The following is a 23,768-nucleotide window of genomic DNA, read 5'->3' as shown; positions in this document are numbered from 1 at the left end:
CGTCTCCTTATTTTTTACGGTTAGCCAGCATGGCGGTCAGCTTCTCGACCCACTGCGGGGTTTCCGGCAGGTCTTTCACCGGCTGGCTGTAATGCCCGCGGTTATCCGGCGCGACCGGCGTCGTGGCGTCGATAATCAGCTTGTCGGTAATCCCCGCCGGGCTTGAGCCTGGGTCAAGCTCCAGCACCGACATATTCGGCAGCTGCACCAGATCGCCCGCCGGGTTGACCTTAGACGACAGCGCCCACATCACCTGCGGCAGATCGAACGGATCGACATCTTCATCCACCATAATCACCATCTTCACGTAGCCAAGCCCGTGCGGCGTGGTCATCGCACGCAGGCCCACCGCGCGGGCGAAACCGCCGTAGCGTTTTTTGGTGGAGATAATCGCGAGCAGCCCGTGGGTATACATCGCGTTCACCGCCTGCACTTCCGGGAACTCCGCTTTAAGCTGCTGGTAAAGCGGCACGCAGGTCGCCGGGCCAATCAGGTAGTCGATTTCGGTCCACGGCATACCGAGATAGAGCGATTCGAAAATCGGTTTGGTGCGATAAGAGACTTTATCGATACGCACCACGGTCATATTGCGCCCGCCGGAGTAGTGTCCGGTGAACTCGCCGAACGGCCCTTCTATCTCACGCTTGCGCCCTTCGATCACCCCTTCGAGGATCACTTCCGAGCCCCACGGCACGTCGAAACCGGTCAGCGGCGCGGTGGCGATCGGGTACGGGCTTTCGCGCAGCGCGCCCGCCATTTCATACTCCGACTGATCGTATTTCAGCGGCGTGGCACCCATCAGCGTAATGATTGGATCGTTGCCAAGCGTAATCGCAACCGGCAAATCCTCGCCGCGCTCCTCGGCCTTATGCAGATGCAGCGCGATATCATGCATCGGCACCGGTTGCAGCCCGAGCTTGCGCTTGCCTTTCACTTCCATCCGGTAGATGCCGACGTTCTGCTTGCCGAAGTGGTCAGGATCGAGCGGATCGCGCGAGACCACGCACGCTTTATCAAGGTAAAACCCGCCGTCGCCGTCGTTTAAGCGAAACAGCGGCAGAATATCGAACAGGTTGATATCGTCGCCGTCGACCCTGTTTTCCGCCCACGGCGGATTATCGCGGCGTTCCGGCGCGACCGGGAAGGTATCCCAGCGGCGGATAAATTCTTCTATCTGCTGTTTTACCGGCGTGGCGGGCGGCAGGCCGAGCGAGATCGCGTGATTCGGCCAGGAGCCGATGGTGTTCATCGCCACCCGCGCGTCGGTAAAGCCGCGGATATTGTCAAACCAGAGCGCGGGCGCGCCTTCGCCGATACGCCCGGTCGCGTTGGCGGCCGCCGCGATATCCGGCTCCGCCTGCACCTCTTCGCTGATCTTCAGCAGTTGTCCCTGTTCTTCAAGCGCCTGCAAAAAGCTGCGCAGATCGTCAAACGCCATGCGTGTTTCCTCCTCGTGATGAATGGGTGTCGGCTGTTTTCGCAGGATTCAGCCCCTGCCAGCGGCGGGCGTTACGGGAATCAAGCCCGAACTGATCGAGTACGCGGGCGACGATATGGTTGATGATGTCGTCGATCGTCGCGGGATGGTTGTACCAGGCGGGCATGGGCGGCACGATGGCCACGTCCATCCTTGAGAGCGCCAGCAGGTTTTCCAGATGAATGGTGCTAAGCGGCGTCTCGCGGGGCACCAGCACCAGTTTGCGATTCTCTTTCAGCACCACATCAGCGGCGCGGCCCACCAGCCCGTCGGCGTAGCCCGCGCGAATGCCCGCCAGGGTTTTCATGCTGCACGGAATAATCACCATACCGTCGGTGCGAAACGATCCTGAGGAGATCGTTGCGGCCTGATCCGCCGGGCTGTGCACGACATCCGCCAGCCCTGCGACATCCTGCCAGGAGAACGGCGTTTCGAGTTCAATCGTGGTTTTCGCCCACTTCGACATCACCAGATGGGTTTCCACCTCGGGCATCGCTTTCAGCGCCTGCAACAGCGCGACCCCAAGCGGCGCGCCGGTTGCGCCCGTCATTCCGACAATTATCCTCATGCGTTACCTCAATTATTGTTCGTGTACGAACATATAAATTAAAAGTACGCCGGACAGGTGAATCTGGCAAGATCGTTCGTGTACAGTCACACTTTTTGCTAAAAACCACCGCGTTAGCTTTCAGCCCCGCAGCGGTTATTATGGTGAGGTGATTTTGATCCCGGAGTGTGTATGGCCGTTAATCAACAAGCCTTTCATCTGTTACGCCAGCTTTTTCAGCAGCATACGGCGCAGTGGCAACTGGCGTTGCCTGAGCTGACCAAGCCGCAATACGCGGTGCTGCGATCGATAGCCGAAAACCCCGGCATTGAACAGGTGGCGTTGATCGAGGCCGCCGTCAGCACTAAAGCGACGCTTGCCGAAATGCTGAGCCGGATGGAGAGCCGCGGGCTGGTGCGCCGTGAAAGCGCGCCGGAGGATAAGCGCCGCCGGTTTATTTACCTCACGCCGGAGGGCGAGGCGCTGTTGCACGCCAGCATTCCGAAGGGCGACGCCGTAGATGAGGCGTTTTTAGGCAAGCTGAACGCCGAAGAACGCGCGCTGTTCGCCACGCTCATCACGCGGATGATAGACAAACCGTAACGCTATTTGCCTGCCGCCGCCTGCGCTTCGCGCGCGCGCAGAAAATCGATAAACCCCCGCACTTTGCCGGAAACGTGGCGTGCGTCGGGGTAGACCGCATAAACGCCCTGCGCAGGGAAGCGATACGCAGGGAGTAGCCGCACCAGGCTTTCCTCTTCCAGCGCGGTTTTAACCAGCCACGCGGGCAGCAGCGCCACGCCGCAGCCTTCCAGCGCGAACGTCATCAGCGCGCCTGCGCCGTCGGCCGCTATGACGGGCGGGCGCGTTATCTCAAACCACAGCGTCTCGTTGTGCGGGCCGGTAAGCTCCCAGCGCAGCGGCGACGCCAGCCGGGTATGCAACAGCCAGTCCGCCTGGCTGAGCGCCTCCGGCGTTGAGATCGGGTGGCGTTCAAGCCACGCGGGCGACGCGACGGGAAAAATATCGAAACGGGAAATCAGCGCCGCGCGATAGGCGGAATCCTGCAACGTGCCGAGCCGGATTGCGACATCCACGCGCTCTGAGATTAAATCGGCGTGCTGCGACGACGAAAAATGACGAATGCGCAGCGCCGGATGCGCGCGGCTGAAGGCGGCGAGCGCCGGGCCGACCACATGGGTTGCATATTCCGGCGTGGTGGTCACGCGCAGCTCGCCGCTAAACCCGTCATGGCTTGCCTGCACATCCTCCAGCAGCGCACCGGCATCTTTTAGCAGTAACAGGCTGCGCTGGTATAAACGCTCGCCCGCGTCGGTCAGCGTCAGGCGGCGCGTCGAGCGCAGCAGCAGCGTCACGCCCAGTTCGCTTTCAAGCTGGCGGATATTAAAGCTGACTACGGCTTTGGTCTGCCCGAGTGCCGCGGCGGCACCGGTAAAGCTTTTCGCGTCCACGACGGCGACAAACATAGCCAGCCGCGATAAATTCAGCATCTTCGTTACGCCGATTGTCAAAAAGGGTTTGACAGTATATCAACCCGGACGCCGTTTTTCCTTTCATGGCGAGCGGTTAGAGTGCCCCTCTTCCACTGAGGGCGTGTCATGACCTACCGAAACAGAGTTACCCTGATTTACCTGCTGGGCTTTTTTCTCGATCTCATCAATATGTTTATCGCGGCGGTGGCCTTTCCGGCCATTGGCGATGCGCTGCATGCGTCGGTGACGCAGCTTTCCTGGATTAGCAACGGCTACATTGCCGGGCTGACGGTGGTTATCCCGCTCAGCGCCTGGCTCACGCAGCGCCTCGGCGCGCGGCGTCTGTTTTTACTGTCGCTGGCGCTGTTCACCGTGGCGACGGCGGCCTGCGGCCTGGCGACGTCACTGGAGTCGCTCATCTTCTGGCGCGTCATCCAGGGCGCGGGCGGCGGCGTGCTGATCCCGGTCGGACAGGCGCTGGCCTGGCAGCTGTTTGCAAAACACGAGCGTGCCGGGCTCTCTTCCGCCGTGATGCTGACGGGCCTGCTGGCACCGGCGCTTTCGCCGGTCGCAGGCGGGATTATCGTCCAGACGGCGGGCTGGCAGTGGGTCTTTCTGGCGAGCCTGCCGCTCTCGCTGCTGGCGCTCGTGATGGCGTTCTGCTGGCTCAGGCCCGATGCGCCAGCGCGCGATAAACGCCCGCTCGATACGATAAGCGTTATTACCGGCGCGGGCGGCCTGCTGCTGGTGCTGTTCGGGCTGAACGGGCTTAGCGAAAAAACCGCGCCGTGGCTGGCGGCGGCAGGTCTGGCGTCGGGCATTGTGCTTATTACGCTGATGCTGCGCCGCTGTCGTCGTCATCCCGCGCCGCTGCTGAGGGTGCATCTGCTGGGCGAGCCGCTGATGCGTTTTTCGATGCTGGTTTATCAGTGCGTGCCCGGCATGTTTATTGGCGTTAACGTGGTCGGCATGTTCTGGCTACAAACCGTCGCCGGGCTTTCACCTGCCGCCAGCGGCGCGCTGATGGTGCCATGGTCGGTGGCGTCGTTTATGGCGATTTCCGCGACTGCCCGTCTGTTTAACCGCCTCGGCCCGCGGCCGTTAATTTCCCTCGGCTGCCTGTTGCAGGCGGGCGGGATTGTGCTGCTGACGCAAACCGATGCGCAGAGCCCGTGGGCGCTGCTGGTGACGGCATTCTTTCTGATGGGCGCAGGCGGCAGCCTGTGCAGCAGTACGGCGCAGAGCAGCGCGTTTTTGCATACCGCTAACGCCGATATGCCGGACGCCAGCGCAGTGTGGAACATCAACCGCCAGCTCAGCTTCTGCTTTGGCGTCACGCTGGTGAGCCTCGCGCTGAATGCGCTGCTGACGTGGCTTTCGCCGCTCACCGCCTGGCAGACGACCTTTACCCTTGCGGCGGCGCTGACGCTGGTGCCGCTGATTTTCGCGTGGCGTCTGCCCCGTCAGGCTGTCACGCTGTCATTTGTCGAAGAGAAGGAGAAGAGATGAATCGCTGGTTTAAAGAAGTTCTCGACGCCCATGTGGCGATTGAACGCTGGCTCGGCCGGGGCGAGGGCGATGTCCAGGCGCTGCTGGGCCGTTTTAGCCCGGACTATTCCATGATCCCGCTGAACGGCGCGCCGCTTGATAGGCACATGCTTAACGCGTTCTTTACCGGCGCGGGCGGCAGTAAGCCCGGGCTTGAGATTCAGATGGATGCGCTTTCGGTAATCGCCGAGTGGCCCGATGGCGCAGTGGTGGGGTATCGAGAAACGCAGCGGATAGCGCAGGAGAGCACGGTTCGCTGGTCGACCGTTGTGTTTGAACTTTCTCAAGGAGAACCGCGCTGGCGTCACCTGCATGAAACGCGACAGGCATAAGGCGCAAAAGAAAAAGGCCAGTCAGATGACTGGCCCTTTTGACAGGAAGGGTGATTATTCGCGGAACAGCGCTTCGATGTTCAGCCCCTGGCCCTGCAGAATTTCACGCAGACGGCGCAGGCCTTCAACCTGAATCTGGCGAACGCGTTCACGAGTCAGGCCAATTTCACGGCCGACATCTTCAAGCGTTGCCGCTTCGTAACCGAGCAGACCGAAACGACGGGCCAGAACTTCACGCTGTTTGGCGTTCAGTTCGAACAGCCATTTGACGATGCTCTGTTTCATATCATCGTCTTGCGTGGTGTCTTCCGGGCCGTTGTCTTTCTCATCAGCCAGGATATCCAGCAGCGCTTTCTCTGAATCGCCACCCAGCGGGGTGTCAACAGAGGTAATACGCTCGTTCAGGCGCAGCATACGGCTAACGTCATCAACCGGTTTATCCAGCTGTTCTGCAATCTCTTCTGCACTCGGTTCGTGGTCCAGTTTATGGGACAGTTCACGAGCGGTACGCAGATAGACGTTAAGCTCTTTTACGATGTGAATCGGCAGGCGAATCGTACGGGTTTGGTTCATGATTGCCCGTTCAATGGTCTGACGAATCCACCAGGTTGCGTAAGTGGAGAAACGGAACCCGCGTTCCGGGTCAAATTTCTCAACAGCGCGGATAAGCCCCAGGTTGCCCTCTTCAATCAGATCCAGCAGCGCCAGACCACGATTGCTGTAACGGCGGGCAATCTTCACCACCAGACGCAGGTTACTTTCGATCATGCGACGGCGGGAGGCCACATCACTACGCAGAGCGCGGCGTGCGAAATAAACTTCTTCTTCAGCGGTTAGCAGAGGCGAATAACCAATCTCACCAAGATACAGCTGAGTTGCATCTAATACACGCTGTGTTGAACCCTGCGACAGCAGCTCTTCTTCAGCCAGGTCGTTATCACTGGGTTCCTCTTCTACCAAGGCTTTTTCGTCAAAAGCCTCTACTCCGTTCTCATCAAATTCCGCGTCTTCATTTAAGTCATGAACTTTCAGCGTATTCTGATTCATAAGGTGGCTCCTACCCGTGATCCCTGAGCAAAGCGCCTGAAGAAGCGCACTCTGCCAATTTATCGCTGCGGCAAATAGCGCAGCGGGTTTACGGATTTCCCCTTGTAACGAATTTCAAAATGCAAGCGTGTTGAACTGGTTCCGGAGCTACCCATGGTAGCGATTTTCTGCCCCGCCTTAACTTCTTGTTGTTCCCGGACCAGCATTGTGTCGTTATGAGCGTAGGCACTCAGGTAATCATCGTTGTGTTTGATGATAATAAGATTACCGTAACCGCGAAGCGCATTACCGGCGTACACAACACGACCATCCGCGGTCGCGATGATTGCCTGTCCTTTGCTGCCTGCGATATCGATCCCTTTATTCCCCCCTTCAGCGGCGGAGAAGTTCTCGATAACGTTGCCTTCAGTCGGCCAGCGCCAGGTAGCGACAGGTGCGCTATTGGTCGTGCTGCTTACGGTCGGTTCTTGCGTGCTAACAGCAGGTGCTGTGGAAGGAGCTACGACTGCCCCAGAGCTCACATTCCCAGGCAACATTTTGTTAGCACTCTGTTCACCTGAATCCTCAGAGTAAATAATTGTCGGTTTGGACGCAACCACCGTGCTGGTATTTTGCGCAGGTTTTGAGACTATTCCTTGTGCGCTTGCATCAGCTTGTGTAATTGCATTGCCACCTGTGATCGGCGTACCAGAAGCGTTACCTACCTGTAACGTCTGACCGACATTAAGGCTGTACGGGGCTTCAATATGGTTACGCTGCGCGAGGTCACGGAAATCGTTCCCGGTAATCCAGGCGATATAAAACAGCGTATCGCCGCGTTTTACGGTGTAGGTGCTGCCGCCCGCATAGCTGCCTTTCGGAATATTCCCATACTTGCGATTGTAAACAATACGCCCATTTTGGGTCTGAACCGGCTCTTCAGGGATCGCCTGCGCCTGACGCGGCTGGCTTATCTGCGGCTGAACCGGCGCTGGCTGAATCTGCGGCTGGCTCGCCTGCGTGGAGATATTCGATGGCGGCATGATCATCCCGCCGCCTGCGCCGGAACTGGCTTCTGCGCTGCTCGTGCTGCCGCCAACGGAACTGACAGGCGCCGGTGCGGAGGAGTTATTTGAATTACATGCCGCCAGACAAAGCGAAATCAGTGACAGCGCCGCGACACGGCGTGCTGTGAAGGTTGGGCTTCCCGCGCTCATTTATCCCCCTGGAATGGTTTACTTCTCTATAAATACGATGACAACCGCTCTGCCCGGCGTCTGGCCGGCGCGATTTTCGCCCACCATACGCCAAAAACGCGCTAAAAACTCAGGAAAAATTCCTGGTTTACGCCAGTTCCCCTTTTACCAGAGGCACAAAGCGCACGGCTTCTACGGTGTCGATAATAAATTCGCTCCCCCGCCGACGAACGCGCTTTAACACCTGCTGTTCGTCGCCCACGGGAAGAACCAGAATGCCGCCCTCGTCCAGTTGCGACAGCAAGGCTGTCGGGATTTCAGGCGGAGCGGCAGTCACAATAATAGCGTCAAATGGCGCGCGCGCCTGCCAGCCCTGCCAGCCATCGCCGTGGCGGGTGGAAATATTGTGCAGATCGAGCTGCTTTAAACGCCGCCTGGCGTGCCATTGCAGGCTTTTAATGCGCTCGACAGAACAGACATGATGCACCAGATGGGCCAGAATCGCCGTCTGGTAGCCGGAGCCGGTGCCGATTTCCAGCACCCTGGAAGCGGGCGTAAGCGTCAGAAGCTCGGTCATCCGCGCCACCATATAAGGCTGAGAAATGGTTTGCCCTGAACCGATAGGCAGCGCCACGTTCTCCCAGGCTTTGTGCTCAAACGCTTCATCGACAAACTTTTCACGCGGTACGCGCGAAAGGGCCTCAAGCACGCGTTCATCTTTGATGCCCTGAGCACGCAGTTGATTCAGAAGGGTCTGAACACGATTGTTTACCATTGCCCGTTCACTCCGGCGCTGGATAACCAGCGGGTTACCACATCCTGCGCGCTGTGCGCGGTTAAATCGACATGCAGCGGCGTGACGGAGACGTAGCCTTCGTCCACCGCAGCGAAATCGGTATCCGGGCCGGCGTCGAGCTTCTCGCCCGGCGGGCCAATCCAGTAAAGCGTGTTGCCACGCGGATCGTCCTGCGGAATGACTTTATCCGCCGGATGACGGCTGCCGCAACGGGTGACGCGAATGCCTTTGATCTCCTCAAGCGGTAGATCGGGCACGTTGATATTGAGGATGCGCCCGGTGCGCAGCGGCTCGCGGGCGAGCGCGCGTAACAACGTGCAGGTCACGGCAGCGGCGGTCTCGTAATGCTCGTGGCCGTTGAGCGACACCGCGAGCGCCGGCAGTCCCAGATGACGGCCTTCCATCGCCGCCGCCACGGTGCCGGAGTAAATCACGTCATCGCCAAGATTCGGCCCGGCGTTAATGCCGGAGACCACCACATCGGGGCGCGGGCGCATCAGCGCGTTAACGCCGAGGAAGACGCAGTCGGTGGGCGTGCCCATCTGCACCGCGATGTCGCCGTTGGGGTAAGTGAACGTGCGAAGCGAAGATTCGAGCGTTAAGGAGTTAGACGCGCCGCTACGGTTGCGGTCGGGAGCCACCACCTGAACCTCGGCAAATTCACGCAGCGCTTTCGCCAGCGCCTGAATGCCCGGCGCGTGGATCCCGTCATCATTACTTAACAATATCCGCATAAAGCGCGTAATCCTTTCCTGGTGTTAAACATGCAAGCGTGATTCCTAAATCTCATTCTGCTTTTTCAGTTTGCCTGCGCTGAAGCTGATTCAGGCAGAAGGCCGGATAGCCGCTCGCTGGCATTCTAACGCGCGATGCCGCTGTCCGGTAGGGTCGATTTTCGCAATATCATGTTGTTACATGAGCAGGAGGGGTAACGTCCCGCGCTTCGCGTCATCAGTTATTAGTTCATTTTTGCGAGGAAAGCCAAACTGGCTCTGCCGAGGAAAGAGAAAGTTTGGCCGAGTGTTAATCTGATCTTTAACCCCTTTTATTGTATGGATAATATACTGCCTCGTATAATTTTCATTCAACAGTTTAAAAGGATGAGTGCAATATGGACACGGTTGAAGAACTTAACGGCACATACTTTTATAAAGGGATTTGTAACATTTCAGCAGGCGAATTATTTTTCTGGATCATGCTTGATGAAATTAACGATTATTTTGGCAACATTGGTGATCTTCTTACTATCTCATTAATACTGTTGGGACAACCCATCCTCAAGACACGGGGTAAGCCCCGAGGTGCAACTCCGGGCACATCCATTGCCTCAGCAGCAGGACGTCGATGGCTCAATATTGAATTGCCACGTCCACTTCCTACTTTCACTAACGCAAGCATCAAAACGTTAAGACCTATGATGACCAGGAATCTTGGTGCTTTTGTTGGTAGAACAATACCTGTTGTCGGTTGGGTATTACTCGCCAAAGATTTCGCTACAATTACATTTAATGTAATGAACAAATACAACAGGATAGCCAGAGGCAACGATAAAATATGGTAACTGAAGACGACGTGCTGGCTTTCTTTCGTAAGGCATTGCCCACGCTTGCCGATCTCAGGCTTAACAGCATCCCTCTCGAAATAGATGATGCATTGCAGGAATATGCGGAGCCTGACGATCTGCTGGCAGCCATTAACCAGTACGATCAACATTTTCATGTCGATATGTCAGCAATGAACTGGGATCGCTACTTTCCATGGGAAAAACCGTGGTTCTTTCGTCGATGGTTCACCCGTAAACCTGTCGTGCAGACGGCGAAACCGTTGACCGTACGCATGTTTGCGCAATCCGCGAAAGCCGGGCGATGGCTGTTTGACTGAGCGTAGCGACAAAAAAACCGCCCTGGGGCGGTTTTTTAATGCGTCGCGAAGAAGCCAGCGCAATGGGCTGTTACTCGCTGATATCCGAGACATCGTCAGCGGTATTAAACAGCTCCCGGATAACGCTGGTGGCGAAGCTGCCGGCGGGCAGCCAGAAGCTCACCTCAAGCGTCGCGTCGTCCTGCCACTGCCAGCGCAGCTCGCGCGGGAACAGTAACATGGCACGTCGGGCGGCCTCGACCTTTTCACGGGTCAGCAGCGTGAGCAGCTCGGTTTCATCTGCAAGCGTCGTCTGCTCAAACGCCAGCGCCGCGCGCTGGGTGCCCCAGTCGCCGGTGCCGGGCAGCGCGGCGGTGATAAGCAGCTCGCCGTTATCCACCCGAGCCTGTAAATCAGTAAGCTCTTCAGGCGTGGCGACAAACCAGCTGCCGCGCCCGGCGAGTTGCAGCGCGTCGCCGTCCATCACCTGATTCACCCCGAAGCGTTGCAGACGTTCGCTAACCAGCGTGTTAAACATCAGGCTGCGCGCGGCAGAGAGCGCGAAGCCGCGCTTATTGCGCTCGCGCGGCGGCTGGCCGGTTTGCGCCCAGCGCTTCGCCTGGTAAATATTGCTGCCGCCCCGCCCGAAACGCTGCGGACCGAAATAGTTCGGCACGCCCTTTTCGCCAATCAGGCCCAGCCGCTGTTCGATTTCATCGCGGTGCGTGATATCGCGCAGCACCAGCGAGAAGCGGTTGCCTTTCAGCGCGCCTAAACGCAGCTTGCGGCGGTGGCGGGCGAATTCCAGCACTTCACAGCCTTCGAGCGTAAACGCGCGCATCGCGGGCATCTCTTTGCCCGGCAGGCGCGCGCACAGCCACTGCTCCGTGACGGCGTATTTATCTTTCTGCCCCGCGAAGCTGACCTCACGTGCCGCGATGCCGAGAAACTTCGCCAGCGCGTCCGCCACCGCGCGGGTGTTGCAGCCAGTTTTACGGATGCGCACCAGCAGGTGTTCACCGTCGCCGTCCGGCGCGAAGCCTAAATCCTCGACCACCTGAAAATCGCCCGGGCTGGTCTTCAGACGCCCCTGCCCCTGCGGCTGGCCGTGCAGCCAGCGCAGCGTGTTGAAATCACTCATGCGCCAGCCTTCATCAGCAGCGCCACCGCCTCGCAGGCGATGCCTTCGCCGCGGCCGGTAAAGCCGAGTTTTTCCGTGGTGGTCGCTTTCACATTCACCTGCTCCATATGGCAGCCCAGATCTTCGGCGATAAACACGCGCATCTGCGGGATGTGCGGAGCCATTTTCGGTGCCTGGGCGATGATGGTGACATCGACGTTGCCAAGCGTATAGCCCTTCGCCTGGATACGACGCCAGGCTTCACGCAGCAGTTCACGGCTGTCTGCGCCTTTAAAGGCCGGATCGGTATCCGGGAACAGTTTGCCAATATCGCCCAGCGCCGCCGCGCCAAGCAGCGCATCGGTCAGCGCGTGGAGCGCCACATCGCCGTCAGAGTGCGCCAGCAGCCCTTGCTCATAAGGAATACGGACGCCGCCAAGAATAATCGGGCCTGTGCCACCAAAGGCGTGTACGTCAAAACCATGTCCGATACGCATTATGCCGTCTCCATAGGGGTTAAGCGGGTAAGATAGAACGCCGCCAGAGCCAGATCCTCAGGGCGGGTCACTTTAATATTGTCCGCGCGACCGGCGACCAGCTCCGGGTGGAAACCGCAGTGCTCCAGCGCCGAGGCTTCGTCGGTAATGGTCGCGCCTTCCGCGAGTGAGCGCGTCAGGCAGTCGCGCAGCAGTTCCAGCGGGAACAGCTGCGGGGTGAGCGCGTGCCAGAGATTTTCGCGATCGACGGTATGCGCGATGGCGGGTTTGCCTGGCTCCGCGCGCTTCATGGTGTCGCAGGCGGGCGCGGCGAGAATGCCGCCAACCTGACTGGTTTCCGTTAAGGCGAGCAGCCGTTCAAGATCCTGGGCGCTAAGACACGGGCGCGCTGCGTCATGCACCAGCGCCCAGCGCGCGTCGCCTGCGGCCTGAAGCCCGGCCAGCACCGAATCAGCCCGCTGCGCGCCGCCGCGCACCACCTGGATATCCGGGTGCGCCGCGAGCGGCAGCCGGGCAAAGGCGGTATCGGCGGGGTTTATCGCGATGATCACCCGGCTGATGCGCGGATGCTGCAACAGCGGGGCGACCGCGTGTTCGAGAATCGTCTGGTTCCCGATGGTGAGGTATTGTTTGGGACATTCCGTCTGCATACGGCTGCCGATTCCGGCTGCCGGCACCACGGCAATCACGTCCGCAAAGGAAGGCGCCATGTGTAAAACCCGCTTCTGGTTATCGATTATTTTGCGCAGGCCCACCGGCGCGTTTCGTGGCGTCCGGCACCAGGCGATAGAAGGTTTCGCCCGGTTTGGTCATGCTTAATTCGTTGCGCGCGCGCTCTTCGATAGCTTCCTGACCGCCGTTAAGATCGTCTATCTCGGCGAAAAGCTGATCGTTACGCGCTTTGAGTTTGGCGTTCGTGGCCTGCTGTACCGCCACGTCGTCGGCTACGCGGGAATAGTCGTGGATGCCGTTTTTTCCAAACCACAGCGAATACTGTAGCCAGACCAGCAAAGCCAGCAATAGCAGCGTTAGTTTACCCATTCTGCCCCCTGAAAAACGGCCTCATCATCCCATAACTTCCCGCCGGACTCTACCCGGCTTGCTACGACGTGCAGGTTAAGAAATTAAACAGCGGCAGAATGTACCACAGAAAGCGCGCCGATGCGCATGCGCCGGTAGAGAGAGTGTGAAAATCGCGAAAGGTTAGCTCACCAGCCAGAGAAAGAGCAGCCCGAACATCAGCCCGACGCTGATGAGCGTGGCAAGCGTGCTGTAAACCAGACGACGCTCCAGCAGTGAAAAGACCGCCACGCCGACCACCACGGCCACCGGCATCAGCGCCAGAAAAAACGGCCAGGTGTAGAGCATAAAAAAGAGCGTATTGGAGCCGTAGAGCAGAAACGGCGCGCCAAGCGCCAGCAGCCACGAAATAAAGCCCACCACGGCGCCAGGCCAGGCCCAGGTGGGTTCTTCGACGGCAGGCGCGCTATCCGCCTGGGTGACAATCATATTCGTGGTATTCCGCATCGCTTATCCTGTGACGTGACGGGCCGGGAAAAGGACTCCCGGCGCGGTCTCAGGATTTGATGATATCTTCGCGACGCAGCAGGTCTAATAATTGCGCCATCAAATTTGTTACCAATTGTTGGCCGTCGAGATGAAGTTCCGGACTCTCGGGTGCCTCATACACGGCATCAATGCCGGTAAAGTTACGCAGTTCGCCGGCGCGGGCTTTTTTATACAGCCCCTTCGGATCGCGCGCTTCGCACACCGAAAGCGGCGTGTCCACAAACACCTCGATAAAGCGCCCTTCCCCCAGCTGATCGCGTACCATCTGACGCTCGGCGCGGTGCGGCGAGATAAACGCAGTCAGCACCACCAGACCCGCGTCCACCATCAGTTTCGCCACTTCGCCGACGCGGCGAATGTTCTCTTTACGATCGTCGTCGCTAAAGCCCAGATCGCTGCACAGGCCGTGGCGCACGTTGTCGCCATCCAGCAGATAGGTGCTGACGCCAAGCTGATGCAGCGCCTCTTCCAGCGCGCCTGCGACGGTGGATTTGCCGGAGCCCGAAAGCCCCGTAAACCACAGCACCACGCCGCGGTGGCCGTGGAGCTGCTCGCGCTGCGCCGCGGTCACCGGGTGGGCGTGCCAGACGACGTTTTCGTCATGCTGCGCCATTATTTGCCTCCCAGCAGATCGCGCGCGCCCCAGTGCGGGAAGTGACGGCGAATCAGCTGATTCAGCTCAAGTTCAAACGCGCTGAACGCGGAAGGCTCCTGATACACATTCTGTTGCGGCTCGCGCACCATACCCGCGCCGACCGTCACGTTAGAGAGGCGATCGATAAAGATAAGCCCGCCGGTCACCGGGTTCTCCTGGTATTTATCGAGGTTCAGCGGCTCGTCGAAGGTCAGATCCACAAGGCCGATGCCGTTGAGCGGCAGGTTTTCCACCACGCGCTGGGTCAGGTTGTTGATATCGACCTGATAGTGGATGTTATCCACGCGCGCGCGGGTTTTCTTCCCGGCGATTTTGATGTCGTAGCTCTGGCCCGGCACCAGCGGCTGCTCGGCCATCCAGACCACATCCACCGCCGCGCTTTGCACTGCGGCCAACGTCTGGGAGGCGTCCACCAGCAGGTCGCCGCGGCTGATGTCGATTTCATCTTTCAGCACCAGCGTGACGGCTTCGCCCGCGCCCGCTTCCTCTAAATCGCCGTCAAAGGTGACGATACGCGCCACGCTCGACTCCACGCCGGACGGCAGCGCCTTCACGCGCTGGCCCACTTTCACCACGCCGCCTGCGACGGTGCCCGCATAACCACGGAAATCGAGATTCGGGCGGTTAACATACTGCACCGGGAAACGCAGCGGCTGTTCGTCGACCACGCGCTGGATCTCGATATTTTCCAGCACTTCCAGCAGCGTCGGGCCGGTATACCACGGCATGTTCTGGCTCTGCACCGCCACGTTGTCGCCTTCCAGCGCCGACAGCGGCACAAAGCGAATGTCCAGGTTGCCCGGCAACTGGCCCGCGAACGTCAGATAATCCTGGCGAATGCGCTCAAACGTCTCTTCGCTGAAATCCACCAGATCCATTTTGTTCACCGCCACCACCAGATGCTTGATGCCGAGCAGTGTGGAGATAAAGCTGTGGCGGCGGGTCTGATCCAGCACGCCTTTACGGGCGTCCATCAGCAGGATCGCCAGATCGCAGGTAGAAGCCCCGGTCGCCATGTTGCGGGTGTACTGCTCATGCCCCGGGGTATCGGCGATGATAAATTTGCGTTTTTCGGTGGAGAAATAGCGGTACGCCACGTCAATCGTGATGCCCTGCTCGCGCTCGGCCTGAAGGCCGTCCACCAGCAGCGCGAGATCCAGCTTCTCGCCCTGGGTGCCGTGGCGCTTGCTGTCATTGTGCAGCGACGAGAGCTGATCTTCATAAATCTGGCGGGTATCGTGGAGCAGGCGGCCAATCAGGGTGCTTTTCCCGTCATCCACGCTGCCGCAGGTCAGAAAGCGCAGCAGGCTTTTGTGCTGCTGGGCGTGCAGATAGGCTTCCACGCCGCCTTCTTTGGCGATCTGTTGTGCGATAGTGGTGTTCATGGCGGCTCCTTAGAAATAACCCTGACGTTTTTTAAGCTCCATTGAGCCTGCCTGGTCGCGGTCGATAACGCGCCCCTGGCGCTCGCTGGTGGTGGAGACCAGCATCTCTTCGATGATCTCCGGCAGCGTCTGCGCGTTCGATTCCACCGCGCCGGTCAGCGGCCAGCAGCCCAGGGTACGGAAGCGCACCATGCGCGGTTTGATCTCTTCGCCCGGCTGCAAATCGATACGATCGTCGTCGATCATCATCAGCATGCCGTCGCGCTCCAGCACCGGACGCTCGGCGGCCAGATACAGCGGAACGATTTCGATATTTTCCAGGTAGATGTATTGCCAGATATCCAGCTCGGTCCAGTTGGAGAGCGGGAAGACGCGAATGCTTTCGCCTTTGTTGATCTGGCCGTTGTAGTTGTGCCACAGCTCCGGGCGCTGGTTTTTCGGATCCCAGCGGTGGAAGCGGTCGCGGAAGGAGTAGATACGCTCTTTCGCGCGCGATTTCTCTTCATCGCGACGCGCACCGCCGAAGGCCGCGTCAAAACCGTATTTGTTCAGCGCCTGCTTCAGCCCTTCGGTTTTCATGATGTCGGTGTGTTTGGCGCTGCCGTGGACGAACGGGTTAATGCCCATCGCCACGCCTTCCGGGTTTTTGTGCACCAGCAGCTCGCAGCCGTAGGCTTTGGCGGTGCGGTCGCGAAATTCGTACATTTCACGAAACTTCCAGCCGGTATCCACATGCAGCAGCGGGAATGGCAGCGTGCCGGGGTAAAACGCCTTGCGCGCCAGATGCAGCATGACGCTGGAGTCTTTACCGATGGAGTACATCATCACCGGGTTGGCGAATTCCGCAGCCACTTCACGAATGATATGGATGCTTTCCGCCTCCAGTTGCCGCAGGTGAGTGAGTCGTTTTTGATCCATAACCTTTCCTTAAGCCAGATTCACCACGGAAGAGCGAATCGCTTCCGCGTCGGTTGAATGTTGAAACCAGGCGAGCTGCTGGTGGAGCTGCACCACTTCGCCCACAACAAGCAGCGCGGGCATGGGGGCGTCTTTCGCAAGAATATTGAGTGTGTCGAGCGTGCCGGTCAGAACGCGCTGATCCTCGCGCGTGCCGCGGCTTATCACCGCGACCGGCGTTTTGGCGTCGCGGCCGTGCGCGATAAGCTGCTGGCTTATCTCCGCCGCTTTCATGGTGCCCATATAGATGGCGAGCGTCTGGCGGCTTTTGGCGAGCAGCGCCCAGTCGAACGGCTCGCTGTCCGGTTTGTAGTGACCGGTGACAAATACTGCGCTCTGGGCGTAATCACGGTGGGTCAGCGGAATGCCGGCATATGCCGTGGCACCACTTGCCGCCGTGACGCCGGGCACCACCTGAAACGGTACGCCTGCAGCTTTCGCCGCTTCCAGCTCTTCACCGCCGCGCCCGAAAATAAACGGGTCGCCGCCTTTCAGGCGCACCACGGTTTTGCCCTCACGGGCGAAATCAATCAGCATCTGGTTGGTTTCATGCTGCGCCACCGCATGCGCGCCCGCGCGTTTGCCCACACAGATGCGGTCGGCGTCGCGGCGTACCAGATCCAGCACGCCGTCGCTCACCAGATGGTCGTAAAGCACGACGTCCGCCTGCTGCATCACCTGCAAACCGCGCAGCGTCAACAGCCCGGCGTCGCCGGGGCCTGCGCCCACCAGAATGATTTCCCCCTGCGGGCCTTGCGGCGCGTCGAGTTCGGCTTCCAGCACCGCTTCGGCGGCGCGGGTATCGCCCGCGGCCATCAGGCTCGCAAAGCGTCCGCGAAAGGCTTTTTCCCAGAAGCGGCGGCGTCCGTCGGTGGTCGGAATGCGCGCTTTAATCCGATCGCGAAAGCCGCCCGCCACTTCGGCCATACGGCCGAGGCTTGCCGGCAGCAGAGATTCGATTTTCTCGCGCAACAGTCGCGCCAGCACCGGCGCGTTGCCGCTGGAGGAGATAGCGACGATAAGCGGCGAGCGGTCAACGATTGAGGGGAAAATAAACGAGCACAGCGGCTGATCGTCCACCACGTTGACCAGGCGCTGACGAGCGTTAGCTTCATCAAAGACCCGGCGGTTGAGCGCCGCGTCGTTGGTTGCCGCGATAACGAGAAACACCGCGTCGAGCTGCGCAGGCTCAAATGTCTGCGCCTGCCAGCGCAGTGCGCCTTCCTGCTCAAGTGCCGCGAGTTCCGGGTGCAGCTTTTTCGCCACGACAGAGACGCAGGCGCCCGCGCGCCGCAGCAGCGCGATTTTACGCAGCGCCACTTCGCCGCCGCCAACCACCAGCACCGGGCGTTGTTTCAGTTGAGCAAATAACGGGAGATATTCCACGGCGATACAACTCGCTAACAACAGGGGACCAGAGGGGACTATAGGGGGAGGCCGATCGCAGATGAAATTACGAATTGGCATTTATAGTTCCACAAAGGAATAAGGCCGCAGAAATGCAAATATCAAAAAGTGCTTAAGCCGTGAAATTTCGGGCGTTTAACGGTAAATCAAATTGTGTAACCGTCGTCACAGTTTCATACTAAGCGCCACTATCTGGTCGCGCTTTTTTGAGTAAGGACGTTCTATGTTTTCCGCAGTGCGCCGCTGCACCCTGAGCCTGGCGCTGAGCGCATGCTTCACCCTGCCCGCTTTCTCGCAATCTCTTCACCCCGGCGATATCGCCAGTGAGCAAACCCGTCATATCGCGACGTTATTTCCAGGCCGCATGACAGGATCGCCCGCCGAGATGCTTGCCGCAGATTATCTGCGACAACAGTTTGTACGCCTCGGCTATCAGAGCGATATCCGCGCGTTTCACAGCCGCTATATCTATACCGCCGGAAACCATCGCACCAACTGGCAGAACGTAACCGGCAGCACCGTGATAGCCGCCCACGAAGGCGCGTCGCCGCAGCAGATCATCGTGATGGCGCATTTTGATACTTATGCGCCGCAGAGCGACGCGGATGTCGATAACAACCTTGGCGGGCTGACGCTACAGGGCGTGGATGATAACGCGGCGGGCGTCGGCGTGATGCTGGAGCTGGCGGAGCGCCTGAAAGATGTGCCGACGCGCTACGGCGTGCGCTTTATCGCCACCAGCGGTGAAGAAGAAGGCGGCATGGGCGCGGAGAACCTGCTTAAACGAATGAGCGCCATCGAGAAAAAACAGACGCTGCTGGTGATTAATCTCAGCCATCTGGTAGCGGGCGATAAACTCGCGTTTATCAGCGGTAAGAATACGCCCGCTGCGGTGCGCCAGCTCACGCGCGACAGCGCGGTGAAGCTCGCGCACCGCTTTGGCATTCCGGTCGCGGCAAACAGCGTGCTGCCTGCGGATAACGACGCCGCCGCGTTTGATAAGGCGGGCATTCCGGTGCTGGCGGTAGCCGCCGTTAATGACGCCACCCGCCATCGCGGGCGTCACGCGCTCGCGCCGGTGGCGCACAACGCGCGCGAGGATAGCCTGCAATACCTGGATCAGACGCTACCGGGGCGTATCAATAAGCGCTGCCGCGACGTGATGCGCGTACTGCTGCCGCTGGTGAAAACGCTGGCGAAAGCGGAGAAGTAAAAAAGCGCGCCTCAGGGCGCGCTTTTTATTAGCCTTCGTGCAGGCCGCACTCGCGTTTAAGGCCAAAGAAGCGGGTCTCTTCTTCCGCCATGCCTGGCTCCCATTTGCGGGTGGTATGGGTATCGCCCACCGAGAGATAGCCTTCGTCCCACAGTGGGTGGTATTTCAGCCCGTGCTTCTGGAGATACTGATAAACAGTGCGGTTGTCCCAGTCGATAATCGGCAGGATTTTAAAGACGCCGCGCTGCACGCCCAGCACCGGCAGATTCGCGCGGCTGCCGGACTGATCGCGGCGCAGGCCCGCAAACCAGGTCTGCGCGTTAAGTTCTTTCAGCGCGCGGTTCATCGGCTCGACCTTATTGATGTCGTTGTATTTCTCAATCCCCTCAACGCCCTGCTCCCACAGCTTGCCGTAGCGCGCCTCCTGCCAGGCCGGGCTTTGCTCGGCGCGGTAGATTTTCAGGTTCAGGTTGAGCTTTTCGGTCAGCTCGTCGATAAAGCGGTAGGTTTCCGGGAAGAGATAGCCGGTATCGGTGAGGATCACCGGAATATCCGGGCGCTGCTGCGTGACCAGATGCAGGCAGACCGCCGCCTGAATACCAAAGCTTGAGGAGAGCACAAACTCGCCCGGCAGGTTTTCCAGCGCCCAGCTGACGCGCGCTTCGGCGCTTAACGCCTCAAGCTGCGCGTTGGTGTCGGCCAGCGCCCCGGCGCGGGCGTCTTTTTCCAGTGCGTTCAGCGCATGTAGATCAAGTACGGACATGTGAACCTCGCTTGCATGAATGTGATACCGGTGCGGCGGTGACGCGCCAGACGCGCGCTGGCAGGTGCGCTACGCTTACCCGCCCTACGGAATATTAACCGTTGGGCGTTAGCGGGCGCGCTGCGCTTACCCGCCCTGGGGAAAGGCAGCCCGTTGTAGGGTGGATAAGCGCAGCGCATCCACCGTTACCGCCCGCCGCGCTAACCGCTTATTCCCAGAAATCCCGCGCCGGATCGAGCACCGGACGGATAATCCCGGCGCGCACCGTGAAATCGCCAAACCCTTCGCCCGGCTCGCGCTCCTGCGCCCAGCGGCCGACCAGCTCGTCGATATTATCGAGGATCTCCGATTCGGTAATGTTTTCACGATACATCCGCGGAATTCGCGTACCAATGCGATTGCCGCCCAGATGCAGGTTGTAACGCCCCGGCGCTTTCCCCACCAGACCCAGCTCCGCCAGCATCGCGCGGCCGCAGCCGTTCGGGCAGCCGGTCACGCGCAGCACAATGTGCTCGTCCGCAAGGCCATGCTTCGCCATGATCCCGTCGACTTTATCGATAAACTGCGGCAGGAAACGCTCCGCCTCGGCCATCGCCAGCGGACAGGTCGGGAAAGAGACGCACGCCATTGAGTTTTCACGCTGCGGCGTCACACCGGCCATCAGGCCGTGGGCGCGGGCAATCTGTTCAATCTTCGCTTTATCGCCTTCCGGCACGCCCGCCACGATCAGGTTCTGGTTGGCGGTCAGGCGGAAATCGCCTTTATGGATCCTGGCGATTTCCTTCAGGCCGGTTTTCAGCGGCTTGTCCGGGAAATCGAGAATACGGCCGTTTTCGATAAACAGCGTCAGGTGCCATTTATCATCAATGCCTTTCACCCAGCCGATGCGATCGCCGCGGCCGGTAAATTCATACGGACGCACCGGCTCAAACGTCACGCCTGCGCGACGCTCGACTTCCGCTTTAAAGACGTCAGGCCCGACGCGCTCCAGCGTATATTTGGTTTTGGCGTTTTTACGATCGGTACGGTTGCCCCAGTCGCGCTGGGTCGTCACCACCGCTTCGGCCACCGCCAGCGTATGCTCCAGCGGAATGTAGCCAAACTCGGTCGCGGTGCGCGCGTAGGTTTTCTTGTTGCCGTGCTCAATAGAGAGCCCGCCGCCCACCAGCAGGTTAAAGCCTACCAGCTTGCCGTTTTCCGCAATCGCGACGAAGTTCATGTCGTTCGCGTGCAGATCGACATCGTTCTGCGGCGGCACTACAACGGTGGTTTTGAACTTACGCGGCAGATAGGTCGCACCGAGGATCGGTTCTTCGCCGGTGGTCGCCACTTTTTCCTGATCGAGCCAGATCTCCGCATAGGCGCGGGTGCGCGGCAGCAGATGCTCAGAGAGCTTTTTCGCCCACTCGTAAGCTTCGGCATGCAGTTGCGACTCGACCGGGTTTGACGTGCAGAGCACGTTACGGTTCATGTCGTTGGCGGTCGCCAGCGCGTCAAGCCCGATGGAATGCAGCATCTGGTGCGCCGGCTTGACGTTTTTCTTCAGCAGGCCGTGATACTGGAACGTCTGGCGGTTGGTCAGACGAATGCTGCCGTAAATCGTGTTTTCTTCGGCGAACTTGTCGATAGCCAGCCACTGCTGCGGCGTCATGATGCCGCCCGGCAGACGGCAGCGCAGCATCATCGCGTGACGCGGCTCCAGCTTCTGTGCCGCGCGCTCGGCGCGGATATCGCGGTCATCCTGCTGATACATGCCGTGAAAGCGGATCAACAAAAAGTTGTCGCCATTAAACCCGCCGGTCAGCCCGTCATGTAAATCTTCGGCAATGGTGCCGCGCAGGAAGTTACTTTCACGCTTCATGCGTTCCGCATCGGAAAGTTTTCCTTCGACCACCAAAGGTCCTGGGTATTTTTCGCTCATCAGTAGACGTCTCGCTGGTAACGGCGCTCAACGCGCAGCTCACTTAAATATTCATCCGCCGCTTCGGCATCCATCCCGCCGTAAGCCGCAATCACTTCCAGTAACGCCTGCTCGACATCTTTCGCCATGCGATTGGCGTCGCCGCAGACATAAAGGTGCGCGCCTTCCTGGATCCAGCGCCACAGCTCCGCGCCCTGCTCGCGGATTTTGTCTTGTACGTAAATTTTATGGTCCTGATCGCGTGACCAGGCAAGGTCGATGCGGGTTAACAGCCCCTCTTTGACATAGCGCTGCCATTCGACCTGGTAGAGGAAGTCTTCCGTAAAGTGCGGGTTGCCGAAGAAGAGCCAGTTTTTACCGGTAGCGCCATCGGCTTCGCGCTGCTGCATAAAGGCGCGGAACGGCGCGATGCCGGTGCCGGGGCCAATCATAATGACGGGCGTTTCAGGCGTTGCCGGCAGGCGGAAGTTGTCGTTGTGCTCGATGAACACGCGTACTTCGCCATCTTCTTCCAGACGATCGGCAAGATAGCTCGACGCCCCGCCCGCGCGCGGACGGCCTTCGATGTCGAAACGCACCACGCCGACCGTGATGTGCACTTCGTTTTCGACTTCCGCCTGCGACGAAGCAATGGAATAGAGGCGCGGCGTGAGCGGGCGCAGCAGGCCAGTCAGCTGTTCGGCCTCAAGCTGGGCCGGCGCGAAGCGCACCATATCGACGATGGGCGTCCTGGCGGCATAATCTTGCAGCTTCGCTTTATCGCCCACCAGCGGCAGCAGCGCTTCGCTGCGAGTCAGCGTCGCGTAATTTTCAACGATAGCGGCGGTGTTCACCGTCAGCTCGAAATGCCACTGCAGCGCTTCGCTGAGCGGCAGCGTTTTCTCGCCTACCGTCACCGGCTCGTCGCCTTTCAGCCACAGCAGCTCAAGAAGCTCCTGCACCAGCGCCGGATCGTTCTGATACCAGACGCCGAGCGCGTCGCCCGGCTGATAGCGCAGGCCTGCGTCGCCCAGATCGATTTCGATATGGCGCACGTCTTTTTCTGAATGGCGCCCGGTGATTTTCTGGTTCACCGAGAGCGTCGCGGTAAGCGGCGATTCTTTGGTATAAGGGGTCGAATCAACCAGATTGACCGCACCGCTGGCGGTGAACGCCGCCTGGGACGGCGCTTCTTTCGGCACGCGCGCTTTCAGGACATCCACCACGCGCTGGCGCCACGCCTGAGCGGCCGCCTGGTATTCGACATCGGCATCCACGCGATCCAGCAGGCGCTCGGCGCCCAGCTCCGCAAGGCGGGTATCGAAATCTTTACCGGCCTGGCAGAAGCGTTCATAAGAGGTGTCGCCAAGGCCAAAGACGGCGAAAGCCGTGCCGTCAAGCTTCGGTGCTTTTTTCGACAGCAAAAATTTGTGCAGCGCGACGGCTTCTTCCGGCGGATCGCCTTCGCCCTGGGTTGAGGCCACAACGACCAGCAGTTTTTCCTGGGCAATTTGTTTGAATTTATAGTCGCCCGCGTTTACCAGATTTACATTGAGCTGCGCCGCCAGCAGATCGTCACGCAGTGCTTCCGCCACGCGGCGCGCGTTGCCGGTCTGGGAAGCGGAAATCAGCGTAATCACCGACGCCGGCGCTGCGGGCGTTTGCACCACCGCCGCACCTGGCTGTTGGTTTACCATTCCCCAGAAATAGCCCGAAAGCCAGGCGAGCTGCGTGGGGGTGAAATCATGAGTCGCCGTCTGAAGGCGAGCCAGCTGCTCCGGGCTGAGCGGGAGCAAAGCGTTCGGTGGGGCCTGAGTCGTCATGCGTCGTTATGTTCCAGTAGCAAAGCTGTTTTTTATCGCAAAAACAGAAGAGAAAGTAAGGGTAACGGCGGCAAGAATAACAATTAAAGAAGGGATGGAAATAATAAATAACCAAATGGACTAACCAGTTTTACCAATAAGCATAAGCGTAAAAATCGGTTAATTAACGCATTGAAAATCATGGTTATTTTTTAACGTCGCGAG

At 59.3% G+C, this 23,768-nt stretch carries 26 protein-coding genes; 7 read left to right on the top strand and 19 right to left on the bottom strand.

Annotation, left to right across the window (positions count from 1 at the left end):
- Positions 1-7 precede the first annotated feature (7 nt).
- Complete coding sequence (locus AFK66_RS03550; protein ID WP_023898090.1) at positions 8-1,438, bottom strand: non-oxidative hydroxyarylic acid decarboxylases subunit C; 1,431 nt, start codon at positions 1,436-1,438, stop codon at positions 8-10.
- Positions 1,428-2,045, bottom strand: coding sequence for a non-oxidative hydroxyarylic acid decarboxylases subunit B (locus AFK66_RS03545; RefSeq protein ID WP_071602995.1), 618 nt, complete (start codon positions 2,043-2,045; stop codon positions 1,428-1,430). Before AFK66_RS03545 ends, AFK66_RS03550 begins: the two co-directional genes overlap by 11 nt.
- A 171-nt stretch (positions 2,046-2,216) precedes the next feature.
- Between AFK66_RS03545 and AFK66_RS03540 the strand changes: the two genes are divergently transcribed.
- On the top strand, positions 2,217-2,627 hold the full coding sequence (locus AFK66_RS03540; RefSeq protein ID WP_007777720.1) for a MarR family winged helix-turn-helix transcriptional regulator: 411 nt from the start codon (positions 2,217-2,219) through the stop codon (positions 2,625-2,627).
- Between the two features lie 2 nt (positions 2,628-2,629).
- Here the strand turns inward: AFK66_RS03540 and AFK66_RS03535 are convergent, their stop codons facing one another.
- The gene (locus AFK66_RS03535; RefSeq protein WP_023898088.1) at positions 2,630-3,535 is read right to left on the bottom strand and encodes a LysR family transcriptional regulator; all 906 of its coding nucleotides are present in this window, start codon (positions 3,533-3,535) and stop codon (positions 2,630-2,632) included.
- Between the two features lie 108 nt (positions 3,536-3,643).
- Here AFK66_RS03535 and AFK66_RS03530 point away from each other — a divergent pair, with 108 nt between their 5' ends.
- Both AFK66_RS03530 and AFK66_RS03525 read left to right on the top strand, forming a co-directional pair.
- Entirely contained in the window at positions 3,644-5,026 is a 1,383-nt protein-coding gene (locus AFK66_RS03530) for an MFS transporter (protein WP_007777725.1), read from the top strand.
- Positions 5,023-5,397, top strand: coding sequence for a hypothetical protein (locus AFK66_RS03525; protein ID WP_007777726.1), 375 nt, complete (start codon positions 5,023-5,025; stop codon positions 5,395-5,397). The genes AFK66_RS03530 and AFK66_RS03525 overlap by 4 nt, the downstream gene beginning before the upstream one ends.
- 54 nt (positions 5,398-5,451) lie before the next feature.
- Here AFK66_RS03525 and rpoS read toward each other — a convergent pair whose 3' ends face one another.
- The 4 genes from rpoS to surE all read right to left on the bottom strand — a co-directional run bounded on the left by rpoS (position 5,452) and on the right by surE (position 9,149).
- Entirely contained in the window at positions 5,452-6,444 is a 993-nt protein-coding gene (rpoS, locus tag AFK66_RS03520) for an RNA polymerase sigma factor RpoS (RefSeq protein ID WP_007777727.1), read from the bottom strand.
- 59 nt (positions 6,445-6,503) lie between these two features.
- A complete protein-coding gene (nlpD, locus tag AFK66_RS03515; protein ID WP_007777728.1) occupies positions 6,504-7,640 on the bottom strand; it encodes a murein hydrolase activator NlpD in 1,137 nt (378 codons plus the stop codon).
- A 127-nt stretch (positions 7,641-7,767) separates the two neighbouring features.
- On the bottom strand, positions 7,768-8,394 hold the full coding sequence (locus tag AFK66_RS03510) for a protein-L-isoaspartate(D-aspartate) O-methyltransferase (protein WP_007763606.1): 627 nt from the start codon (positions 8,392-8,394) through the stop codon (positions 7,768-7,770).
- Positions 8,388-9,149 (bottom strand): 5'/3'-nucleotidase SurE, encoded by a 762-nt coding sequence (gene surE / locus AFK66_RS03505; RefSeq protein WP_007777731.1) that lies wholly within the window; start codon positions 9,147-9,149, stop codon positions 8,388-8,390. Before surE ends, AFK66_RS03510 begins: the two co-directional genes overlap by 7 nt.
- A gap of 377 nt (positions 9,150-9,526) precedes the next feature.
- On the opposite strand from surE, the gene AFK66_RS03500 reads away from it, so the two are divergent.
- Both AFK66_RS03500 and AFK66_RS03495 read left to right on the top strand, forming a co-directional pair.
- Positions 9,527-9,976 carry an STM2901 family protein gene (locus AFK66_RS03500; RefSeq protein WP_014728168.1) on the top strand — a complete coding sequence of 150 codons (450 nt, stop codon included), beginning with the start codon at positions 9,527-9,529 and terminating at the stop codon, positions 9,974-9,976.
- Complete coding sequence (locus AFK66_RS03495) at positions 9,970-10,296, top strand: DUF1493 family protein (RefSeq protein WP_007751864.1); 327 nt, start codon at positions 9,970-9,972, stop codon at positions 10,294-10,296. The genes AFK66_RS03500 and AFK66_RS03495 overlap by 7 nt, the downstream gene beginning before the upstream one ends.
- A gap of 70 nt (positions 10,297-10,366) precedes the next feature.
- Here AFK66_RS03495 and truD read toward each other — a convergent pair whose 3' ends face one another.
- From truD to cysG, 9 genes are all read right to left on the bottom strand, one after another.
- Complete coding sequence (gene truD, locus AFK66_RS03490; RefSeq protein ID WP_023898086.1) at positions 10,367-11,416, bottom strand: tRNA pseudouridine(13) synthase TruD; 1,050 nt, start codon at positions 11,414-11,416, stop codon at positions 10,367-10,369.
- Positions 11,413-11,892, bottom strand: coding sequence for a 2-C-methyl-D-erythritol 2,4-cyclodiphosphate synthase (ispF, locus tag AFK66_RS03485; RefSeq protein ID WP_007701242.1), 480 nt, complete (start codon positions 11,890-11,892; stop codon positions 11,413-11,415). Before ispF ends, truD begins: the two co-directional genes overlap by 4 nt.
- The gene (gene ispD, locus AFK66_RS03480; RefSeq protein WP_023898085.1) at positions 11,892-12,602 is read right to left on the bottom strand and encodes a 2-C-methyl-D-erythritol 4-phosphate cytidylyltransferase; all 711 of its coding nucleotides are present in this window, start codon (positions 12,600-12,602) and stop codon (positions 11,892-11,894) included. Before ispD ends, ispF begins: the two co-directional genes overlap by 1 nt.
- Positions 12,603-12,621: 19 nt before the next feature.
- Positions 12,622-12,933 (bottom strand): cell division protein FtsB, encoded by a 312-nt coding sequence (ftsB, locus tag AFK66_RS03475; protein WP_004387922.1) that lies wholly within the window; start codon positions 12,931-12,933, stop codon positions 12,622-12,624.
- Between the two features lie 162 nt (positions 12,934-13,095).
- Complete coding sequence (locus AFK66_RS03470) at positions 13,096-13,419, bottom strand: DUF3561 family protein (protein ID WP_004387921.1); 324 nt, start codon at positions 13,417-13,419, stop codon at positions 13,096-13,098.
- Positions 13,420-13,468: 49 nt separating this feature from the next.
- On the bottom strand, positions 13,469-14,074 hold the full coding sequence (cysC, locus tag AFK66_RS03465; RefSeq protein ID WP_007777740.1) for an adenylyl-sulfate kinase: 606 nt from the start codon (positions 14,072-14,074) through the stop codon (positions 13,469-13,471).
- Positions 14,074-15,501, bottom strand: a complete 1,428-nt coding sequence (gene cysN, locus AFK66_RS03460; RefSeq protein WP_007777742.1) for a sulfate adenylyltransferase subunit CysN — start codon at positions 15,499-15,501, stop codon at positions 14,074-14,076. Before cysN ends, cysC begins: the two co-directional genes overlap by 1 nt.
- Positions 15,502-15,510: 9 nt before the next feature.
- Positions 15,511-16,419: a sulfate adenylyltransferase subunit CysD gene (gene cysD, locus AFK66_RS03455; RefSeq protein ID WP_004387918.1), complete on the bottom strand. Its 909-nt coding sequence runs from the start codon at positions 16,417-16,419 to the stop codon at positions 15,511-15,513.
- Between the two features lie 9 nt (positions 16,420-16,428).
- Positions 16,429-17,844 (bottom strand): siroheme synthase CysG, encoded by a 1,416-nt coding sequence (gene cysG, locus AFK66_RS03450; RefSeq protein ID WP_007795873.1) that lies wholly within the window; start codon positions 17,842-17,844, stop codon positions 16,429-16,431.
- A gap of 244 nt (positions 17,845-18,088) precedes the next feature.
- On the opposite strand from cysG, the gene AFK66_RS03445 reads away from it, so the two are divergent.
- Positions 18,089-19,078: an aminopeptidase gene (locus AFK66_RS03445; RefSeq protein ID WP_023898084.1), complete on the top strand. Its 990-nt coding sequence runs from the start codon at positions 18,089-18,091 to the stop codon at positions 19,076-19,078.
- Positions 19,079-19,106: 28 nt separating this feature from the next.
- On the opposite strand, the gene cysH is transcribed toward AFK66_RS03445, so the two are convergent.
- The 3 genes from cysH to cysJ all read right to left on the bottom strand — a co-directional run bounded on the left by cysH (position 19,107) and on the right by cysJ (position 23,564).
- The gene (cysH, locus tag AFK66_RS03440; RefSeq protein WP_004387915.1) at positions 19,107-19,841 is read right to left on the bottom strand and encodes a phosphoadenosine phosphosulfate reductase; all 735 of its coding nucleotides are present in this window, start codon (positions 19,839-19,841) and stop codon (positions 19,107-19,109) included.
- A gap of 208 nt (positions 19,842-20,049) precedes the next feature.
- The gene (cysI, locus tag AFK66_RS03435) at positions 20,050-21,762 is read right to left on the bottom strand and encodes an assimilatory sulfite reductase (NADPH) hemoprotein subunit (protein ID WP_032968390.1); all 1,713 of its coding nucleotides are present in this window, start codon (positions 21,760-21,762) and stop codon (positions 20,050-20,052) included.
- Positions 21,762-23,564 carry an NADPH-dependent assimilatory sulfite reductase flavoprotein subunit gene (gene cysJ / locus AFK66_RS03430; RefSeq protein ID WP_032982929.1) on the bottom strand — a complete coding sequence of 601 codons (1,803 nt, stop codon included), beginning with the start codon at positions 23,562-23,564 and terminating at the stop codon, positions 21,762-21,764. Before cysJ ends, cysI begins: the two co-directional genes overlap by 1 nt.
- Between cysJ and AFK66_RS23155 the strand changes: the two genes are divergently transcribed.
- Positions 23,563-23,688, top strand: a complete 126-nt coding sequence (locus AFK66_RS23155; RefSeq protein ID WP_007701306.1) for a hypothetical protein — start codon at positions 23,563-23,565, stop codon at positions 23,686-23,688. The two genes, cysJ and AFK66_RS23155, sit on opposite strands and share 2 nt — an antisense overlap.
- Positions 23,689-23,768: the final 80 nt, after the last annotated feature.

This window comes from Cronobacter malonaticus LMG 23826, assembly GCF_001277215.2.
Lineage (GTDB): Bacteria > Pseudomonadota > Gammaproteobacteria > Enterobacterales > Enterobacteriaceae > Cronobacter > Cronobacter malonaticus.
Note: the sequence above shows the minus strand (reverse complement) of the source record. Positions and strands in the feature narration are given on the sequence as shown.

Excerpts from the sequence above, each read along its gene's own strand:
- rpoS (WP_007777727.1), bottom strand. The coding sequence starts at position 6,444 with ATGAATCAGAATACGCTGAAAGTTCATGACTTAAATGAAGACGCGGAA.
- cysD (WP_004387918.1), bottom strand. The coding sequence starts at position 16,419 with ATGGATCAAAAACGACTCACTCACCTGCGGCAACTGGAGGCGGAAAGC.
- cysN (WP_007777742.1), bottom strand. The coding sequence starts at position 15,501 with ATGAACACCACTATCGCACAACAGATCGCCAAAGAAGGCGGCGTGGAA.
- AFK66_RS03495 (WP_007751864.1), top strand. The coding sequence starts at position 9,970 with ATGGTAACTGAAGACGACGTGCTGGCTTTCTTTCGTAAGGCATTGCCC.
- AFK66_RS03545 (WP_071602995.1), bottom strand. The coding sequence starts at position 2,045 with ATGAGGATAATTGTCGGAATGACGGGCGCAACCGGCGCGCCGCTTGGG.
- ftsB (WP_004387922.1), bottom strand. The coding sequence starts at position 12,933 with ATGGGTAAACTAACGCTGCTATTGCTGGCTTTGCTGGTCTGGCTACAG.
- AFK66_RS03540 (WP_007777720.1), top strand. The coding sequence starts at position 2,217 with ATGGCCGTTAATCAACAAGCCTTTCATCTGTTACGCCAGCTTTTTCAG.
- AFK66_RS03470 (WP_004387921.1), bottom strand. The coding sequence starts at position 13,419 with ATGCGGAATACCACGAATATGATTGTCACCCAGGCGGATAGCGCGCCT.
- AFK66_RS03445 (WP_023898084.1), top strand. The coding sequence starts at position 18,089 with ATGTTTTCCGCAGTGCGCCGCTGCACCCTGAGCCTGGCGCTGAGCGCA.
- AFK66_RS03530 (WP_007777725.1), top strand. The coding sequence starts at position 3,644 with ATGACCTACCGAAACAGAGTTACCCTGATTTACCTGCTGGGCTTTTTT.
- cysC (WP_007777740.1), bottom strand. The coding sequence starts at position 14,074 with ATGGCGCAGCATGACGAAAACGTCGTCTGGCACGCCCACCCGGTGACC.
- cysI (WP_032968390.1), bottom strand. The coding sequence starts at position 21,762 with ATGAGCGAAAAATACCCAGGACCTTTGGTGGTCGAAGGAAAACTTTCC.
- AFK66_RS23155 (WP_007701306.1), top strand. The coding sequence starts at position 23,563 with ATGCGTCGTTATGTTCCAGTAGCAAAGCTGTTTTTTATCGCAAAAACA.
- AFK66_RS03500 (WP_014728168.1), top strand. The coding sequence starts at position 9,527 with ATGGACACGGTTGAAGAACTTAACGGCACATACTTTTATAAAGGGATT.
- truD (WP_023898086.1), bottom strand. The coding sequence starts at position 11,416 with ATGAGTGATTTCAACACGCTGCGCTGGCTGCACGGCCAGCCGCAGGGG.
- AFK66_RS03525 (WP_007777726.1), top strand. The coding sequence starts at position 5,023 with ATGAATCGCTGGTTTAAAGAAGTTCTCGACGCCCATGTGGCGATTGAA.
- cysH (WP_004387915.1), bottom strand. The coding sequence starts at position 19,841 with ATGTCCGTACTTGATCTACATGCGCTGAACGCACTGGAAAAAGACGCC.
- surE (WP_007777731.1), bottom strand. The coding sequence starts at position 9,149 with ATGCGGATATTGTTAAGTAATGATGACGGGATCCACGCGCCGGGCATT.
- ispD (WP_023898085.1), bottom strand. The coding sequence starts at position 12,602 with ATGGCGCCTTCCTTTGCGGACGTGATTGCCGTGGTGCCGGCAGCCGGA.
- ispF (WP_007701242.1), bottom strand. The coding sequence starts at position 11,892 with ATGCGTATCGGACATGGTTTTGACGTACACGCCTTTGGTGGCACAGGC.
- cysJ (WP_032982929.1), bottom strand. The coding sequence starts at position 23,564 with ATGACGACTCAGGCCCCACCGAACGCTTTGCTCCCGCTCAGCCCGGAG.
- AFK66_RS03550 (WP_023898090.1), bottom strand. The coding sequence starts at position 1,438 with ATGGCGTTTGACGATCTGCGCAGCTTTTTGCAGGCGCTTGAAGAACAG.
- AFK66_RS03510 (WP_007763606.1), bottom strand. The coding sequence starts at position 8,394 with ATGGTAAACAATCGTGTTCAGACCCTTCTGAATCAACTGCGTGCTCAG.
- nlpD (WP_007777728.1), bottom strand. The coding sequence starts at position 7,640 with ATGAGCGCGGGAAGCCCAACCTTCACAGCACGCCGTGTCGCGGCGCTG.
- AFK66_RS03535 (WP_023898088.1), bottom strand. The coding sequence starts at position 3,535 with ATGCTGAATTTATCGCGGCTGGCTATGTTTGTCGCCGTCGTGGACGCG.